Here is a 6,262-nt window from a genome sequence, read left to right as displayed (position 1 = left end):
GTCTTTATATGGTGATTTTTTTTCTTTTAACCTATCACCAATTAATTTATGAATCAAATCAGAATTATAACTTGAATTAACATTAGGTAAATGTATTACTAAATCAAGATCAAACTCTTCTTTTTTATGTGGTTTTACAACAGTACCTAACTTCATAGAACCTTGAGGATAGATAATTGCATCCCGTAATAGAGGGTTTGATGACTCTCCTAAGTATTTTGCAACTGCAAAATACTTAGTCTCTGCATCGTTATACATTGAGTCAGAAATATCTAACCCTTTCGTAAGCTCTTTAACTATTTTCATAGGTAAAGTATTTGTGTGAGGTTTACTCATATAATTTTCCTTTTTTATATGTTGGTGTTACAAAAAAGGATATATTCAATATAAAGATAGATTTATGATCTAGTTTATTTTAATTTAATGTACAAGAAACTATACTTTCTTTGAAACTTCTATAGATTAATTGTACTAATACATCCAATTTTGGTAACACTTAATTTATATAAAAGCGTAATAAATAACCTGATTGGCGTCAGGTTATACGCTTAAAACAATATTCTTCAATGTTTAAAATAATCAACTTGCTATTCTTTCTGTTCTACTCCTTTTCTAAGTTATATGTGGGAAGAATCCCCATTTTCTAATAGATTAATTTTGCAATATATCCTATAGTTGTTCAATTATTGAGGGCATCCTTTTCTATCTTCTTGGAAATGTTTATGCTCTTTTAAATGTTCTAATTCATCTACTAATAAATGCATTTTTGTAGAAGGATCATCTGTTCCTGCACTTTGTGCTGCTTTATATGTTGCTGCACTATTTTGTCTTGCATCTTCTAATTTTTCAGCTATTAATTTTTTTGCCAATGATCTATCAGCTTTTTCATATCCTTCAATATGAGTTCTTAATGCAGTACGTATTAGCTGCCCACAAGGACTATGTCCTGAAGTACCAAAACTTTGAGTACTTCGGGAATAATGCATTAAAATCCAGTATTCAAAACATGGTACTGAAGTTATTGGACAAATAATAGTGTCACATTTCTTACGAGTACTTTCATTAAAATCTTTAATAGCTTGTAATGCTGATGCATAAGTTGGATGTTGGTCTTTATCAATTACACAATAAACCTTACTATATGGGTTTCCTTTATTACAAGCCCCTTTAATTGCATCCTTAGCATGCTTAACTACAGAGTTTGGGGCAGAACCTTCAGATGGTACAATATGAATTGCTGCTTTATCTAAATAAAGAAAGTCTTTTAATTCTATTAGATAGTTAGGCTCAGTTTGTGTTCCTTCACAAATAATCAATACAATATCTCCACTATAACGGGTTTTAGTATTTCTTTCTGAAGCATTTTTCTTTCTACTTCCCATCGACATATTGAACTCCCATTGCTCGTTCTATATTACTAAAATAAGGTAATGCTCCATATCTACCACTAAAGTAACTTTTTTCTATGTCAGTTACACCTTTTCTCGGTTTAAACTCAATTAATGAGAAGAGTTCAGTTGCTTTATTTTTCTTTTCACAAAACCATATTTGATCTCTTCTAAAAATTTCTTGTGTCATTACAGAAGTTTCATGTGAAGTAAAAATTAGCTGTGCATTATTTGTATTCATTTCTTTACTATGGAATAGTTCTATCAAGAACTTAACCATTAAAGGATGAAAGTTATCATGTAGCTCATCAATAACTAGTACATTCCCTCTTTCAAGAGTATCAATCCAAGGACCAATAAATGCTATAAACTTTCTTGTCCCATCGGATTCTTCATTAAAATCAAAATATACATCTTCTCCTTGTATATTCTTATGTACAGAAGATACATCAAGAAGTTTTTTATCTTTCATATCTTCACAAAGTTTATCTTTTAAATCTTTAGGCATATCCGAAGGAAGCTTTGATGAGTCAAAATCTTCTTCTGTAATATTTAATTCTTCAATATCTAAATCTGCAATAGTTAAAAAATCATTAATTTTTGTTTTATATTTTTCTTTTTGATATAAATTATATGTAAATCCAGGGTCAAGTCTAGCAGTACTTTCTAATACATGAAGATTATCACTAAACCAATCATAAATAGGCTCTAATTGCTCACTGTTTAATTGAATAGCTGTTGATAAGAAAAGTGCATTTTCACGAGTTGACTCACTCCATATTTTTTTATTACCAGTAAACTTTGAACCAAAATACCAGTCTGTTTTATCTTCATCTTGATTATATTCTCTTTCAAACCAAGTTTGAGAGGCTCCTTCTGGAAAGGCATAAAGCCATTCTTCTAATATAATCTCATCGTTTAGCATAAATCCATATTGATATCTTACATTTTTAGATATAAAGATAATTTCAAATTCAGTTGGTTGTTCTTTTGTCTCACTATCTAATAAAAATGGTGTAACGGGTAGCTTTGTTCCTCTTTTTATCTTTGAGTCAGAATTTAAAACTATTTTTTGCATAGTTTGCATAGCTTTTAATAAATTACTCTTACCCGATGCATTAGGTCCGTAAATTGTTGCACTACTAAGTAATTTAATTGGCTTTTTCTTTTCTGGAGAAGGAAAGGTGTTCGTTTCTTCTAACTCTTTTCCTTTTGACTTTACCATAGATAATATTTGCTCTTCTTTTATAGAACGATAGTTTTTAACTTTAAATTGAATTAGCATAGTTTTAGCCTTTTTATTAATTAATTGGCATATTTTAACATATTTATGCAAAATTGTCAATTAGATTAGACTTGTATTCTATTTAGATGTAGTTATTTGATCTTCTCAGTTTGAATAGTGCATACTCTTTTAAGTTTTAAAAGTTTTTCATACTTTTAATATTTTAAGTAATTAGTAGTTCTTTTAAATAGGTAGTCTTACACAGGTCTGGAGAGGTAACTAAAATTCATACACATTTTTACTTATCCCTAAACCACCATTTCATTTTGTAACACAAAGTCTTTTTTTTCAAAATTATTAGGTGATAGATTTCCTAAATAACTATGACTTCTTGTTCTATTATAATAAAATTATATCTATTTAAATATCTTTTTTTTAGCTTGTTTTTTTGTATAAAAAAAATATTATAAACTAATTCTTATTTTAATGATTTAAAGAAACTCTATGCCGCTGCATTGTCCCAACAGTTTCTTTTCTGCTCATACTTTAAACTATTCAATGTTTTTGCAATAAATCTTTATGACTATATGAAGCGTATTGTGAACCTTTATCTGTATGCCAAATAAGCCTTTTCTCTGGACTTCTATCAAAGTATTACCATATATAGCGCTAATTTGAATGTAAATGCTAACATATACGAATACTCTGTCCTTTGCTTCTTCATATTTTTTTCAAGTAATTTTAATACATCTGACTCATTCTTTCATTAAAATCTATTTTTCTCTTCTTTGTGATTTACCAATATTAATCTTTTTCCATTTAATATTAAATTCAAAATTTTCATTATTTTCTTCTTCAATATATTAAAAAAAAGCTCTAATCTTCATATATCACATTCTATTGTAGAATGTGATATTACTCTACAAGTCATTTTATAAGCTAAAGATGTGTTTATATGTGTTAAATGAATTTTTGATATTTTACTTTTATGTAGATTTTTAAAGTCAAATTTGTACTAATAATACATCTTCCAATATTCATTAAACAAATAATCTTCACCCACAATCTCAAATTTACTTTTTTGCGTATAAAATTTTAAATCTGAAATATTTTTCTTAAAATCCTTTAATTCATCTTTATTAAAACCTATCTGTTCTAAATAAAATCCTGCACATTGAAAATATGGATAAATATAGTTCTGCATGTTAATGTACCTATATATTTTTTCAATATTTAATTTATCTTTTAAGGGTTTGAATATATCAATAATTGTAGTATATGTTTTAAAGTAATGTAAATTAATTATCATTTCAACAAATGCTCTATTAATTGATGATACTCTAACCCCATCTTTCTTTGTAATAACTTCATAATTGCTTGAATATTTAGGGCTTAAAAAAATGTAGTTTTTACCATCAAGTTTTCCAATGGTGTTTGAATATCTAGGACTTCCATTTATAAAAGCTTTATCAATTGCAGATTGTTCTAAAGTATTATTATAAATATATTCACTTTTATCTGACAATTCTTTAGAAACAAATATTACTTCATCCCTATAATCAGTTAACCCCTGTAGTCTTAAAGCAGTTGTCATAGATAGGAATGTTTGTTTTCCTGAAAGAATAGATGCAAATAAATCATGATCAATATTCTTTTTAAATGAATATCTTGTTTTATAAATGTCCTTTATATGAAGAGAAAAAGTGTTTAATCCCTCATCTATCAGTCTATTTAAGAATCTGTCATAACTCATGCTATTTGGTATTAAAGACTCTTCTTTCAATTCGTCTTTTATATTGCTAATATCTAGAGTGCTAAAGTAATATGGTTTTCTGCTAAATCTCTTTAAAATTTCTGATTTATTGGTTCTAAATAACTCTTTTCTTCCCACATTTCAACCTTTTAATACTTAATGTATTAAGTATATATACTTTATACTACAATTATTTAGTTTAAAAGTCAAGTTTTCAGTAAAGACTTGACATATCATTAATAAAATGTTATAGTTGAGTATATATACTCAACTAAATAGGGGATTTTATGCAGATTTATGTTATCAAAAATAATAAATTTTTAGGTATTCTTGAAGAAAAATATGAAAAATTTTATTTTAATTATGAAGATGATATCAAATCTTCTGGTTACTTACTAGGGTTAAAAAATAAACAAAATGAACTAAATGAGCTTTTCCCAATTTTCGAAAACCTAATTCCAGAAAGTGAAATAGTAAAGAGTATAATACATAAGCATGAAATAAAATATACTATTGGAATTTTGTTATATTTGGACAATAACAATGGTAGTTTTGAGTTCTATAATAAACAAGATTTTGAATCACTTACTCTAAATGAAGATACTCTTGTAGATTATGAATCAATTAAAAAAGATGTATTACAAAGTCATTATACCTATCCTAATATATTACAAAATTATAAGTTTACAAATATTGATAATAATAAGCTTCATCCAAAAGAATTAAACAAACTTGCAGAAGACAATACAATGGGTCTTAGTGGAGTTCAATATAAATTTGCAGTTCACTTAGACCATAATAATAAAGAAATTAAAATTACAAATGATAAAAATGATATGTATTTTATTAAGCCATATAATAAACAAAGATGTACTTATATAAGAAGAGGAAATAACAGTAATTATATCCCTTATTTATTAATCAACGAGCATTTATTTATGACTATGGCACGAGATTTTGGATTTGAAGTTCCATATAATGCAATAATTAAAGAGGGAGTTGATTATCACTATATAATCAAAAGATACGACAATAGTTCTGGAATAAAATTTGATCATATAGACTTTTTAACTATTATTGGAAAAGCATCAAAACACAAATACGAAATAAACTTTAAAGAGCTAGAAGAAAACATATTTAATTTGATTGATAATGCAAATATTATTGTTCTTTATAAGTTCTTTGTCTTCTCTATTATTATAGGTCATGGAGATTTACATGCAAAGAATTTATCTTTAATATATAAATCAAATAGCTTATATGAAAAGGAGTTAATACTATCTCCATTCTATGATATAGCAACTACAAAAATATATGGTAAAAATGTAGACTCAAGGGATATTGGACTTAATATAGCTTCAAAACCTAAAAAGTTTTTTAGTAGAAATGACTTAATGGAGGTAGCTTTAAAAATGAATATTACTAATTCTATAGCTAATTCTATTATAGATGATTTTTCTCTTAAGTTTCTAAATGATTTTAAAAAAGTATATATTAATAGTTTACCAGTAGAAATTAAAGCACTACCCTTTTATAAACTTAATGGATATGGTGGACCTGAAACATTAGAAGTTACTCTATTAAAATATTTACAAAAGAAAGAAAAAGATATAAAAAAATATTTAGGAGTTGAAATTAAAGATGAAGAAAAAACTACAGCTCAAAAATTATTTGAATAGATCCGGTAGTGTTTAAAATTTTGTGTCAGATCGATAAAATATTAAACTCTAAAGGAGTGGTAAATCTGATTTAAAAGGTCTATATATTTGTTCCATAATCCCTTAACGTTTATGGAACTTTTAAGTTTTTACTTTTTGAACACTTTGTGGAACACGGAAAACTAATATGAGTGATTCTTGTTCCAAATATAAGAGAGACTGTGAAAGAACTAACCTT

5 protein-coding genes are annotated in these 6,262 nt (G+C 26.5%); 1 reads left to right on the top strand and 4 read right to left on the bottom strand.

All coding sequences use genetic code 11. The annotated features are described in order from the left end of the window. The 4 genes from GBG18_RS14410 to GBG18_RS14395 all read right to left on the bottom strand — a co-directional run. The coding region (locus GBG18_RS14410; protein ID WP_226898713.1) for a nucleotidyltransferase family protein at window positions 1-336 on the bottom strand (336 nt) is incomplete at its 3' end. Window positions 337-683: 347 nt separating this feature from the next. Next, window positions 684-1,388, bottom strand: a complete 705-nt coding sequence (locus GBG18_RS14405) for an RloB family protein (RefSeq protein WP_152192201.1) — start codon at window positions 1,386-1,388, stop codon at window positions 684-686. Continuing rightward, window positions 1,372-2,673, bottom strand: a complete 1,302-nt coding sequence (locus GBG18_RS14400) for an AAA family ATPase (protein WP_152192199.1) — start codon at window positions 2,671-2,673, stop codon at window positions 1,372-1,374. The genes GBG18_RS14405 and GBG18_RS14400 overlap by 17 nt, the downstream gene beginning before the upstream one ends. A 955-nt stretch (window positions 2,674-3,628) precedes the next feature. Beyond that, window positions 3,629-4,504: a hypothetical protein gene (locus GBG18_RS14395; RefSeq protein WP_152192197.1), complete on the bottom strand. Its 876-nt coding sequence runs from the start codon at window positions 4,502-4,504 to the stop codon at window positions 3,629-3,631. Between the two features lie 149 nt (window positions 4,505-4,653). Here GBG18_RS14395 and GBG18_RS14390 point away from each other — a divergent pair, with 149 nt between their 5' ends. Next, window positions 4,654-6,045, top strand: a complete 1,392-nt coding sequence (locus tag GBG18_RS14390) for a HipA domain-containing protein (RefSeq protein ID WP_152192196.1) — start codon at window positions 4,654-4,656, stop codon at window positions 6,043-6,045. Window positions 6,046-6,262 lie beyond the last annotated feature (217 nt).

The organism is Poseidonibacter ostreae, assembly GCF_009208075.1.
Lineage (GTDB): Bacteria > Campylobacterota > Campylobacteria > Campylobacterales > Arcobacteraceae > Poseidonibacter > Poseidonibacter ostreae.
This window is presented reverse-complemented; position numbering and strand designations above follow the sequence as displayed.

Coding starts and splice junctions, on each gene's coding strand:
- GBG18_RS14405 (WP_152192201.1), bottom strand. CDS start 1,388: ATGTCGATGGGAAGTAGAAAGAAAAATGCTTCAGAAAGAAATACTAAA.
- GBG18_RS14400 (WP_152192199.1), bottom strand. CDS start 2,673: ATGCTAATTCAATTTAAAGTTAAAAACTATCGTTCTATAAAAGAAGAG.
- GBG18_RS14390 (WP_152192196.1), top strand. CDS start 4,654: ATGCAGATTTATGTTATCAAAAATAATAAATTTTTAGGTATTCTTGAA.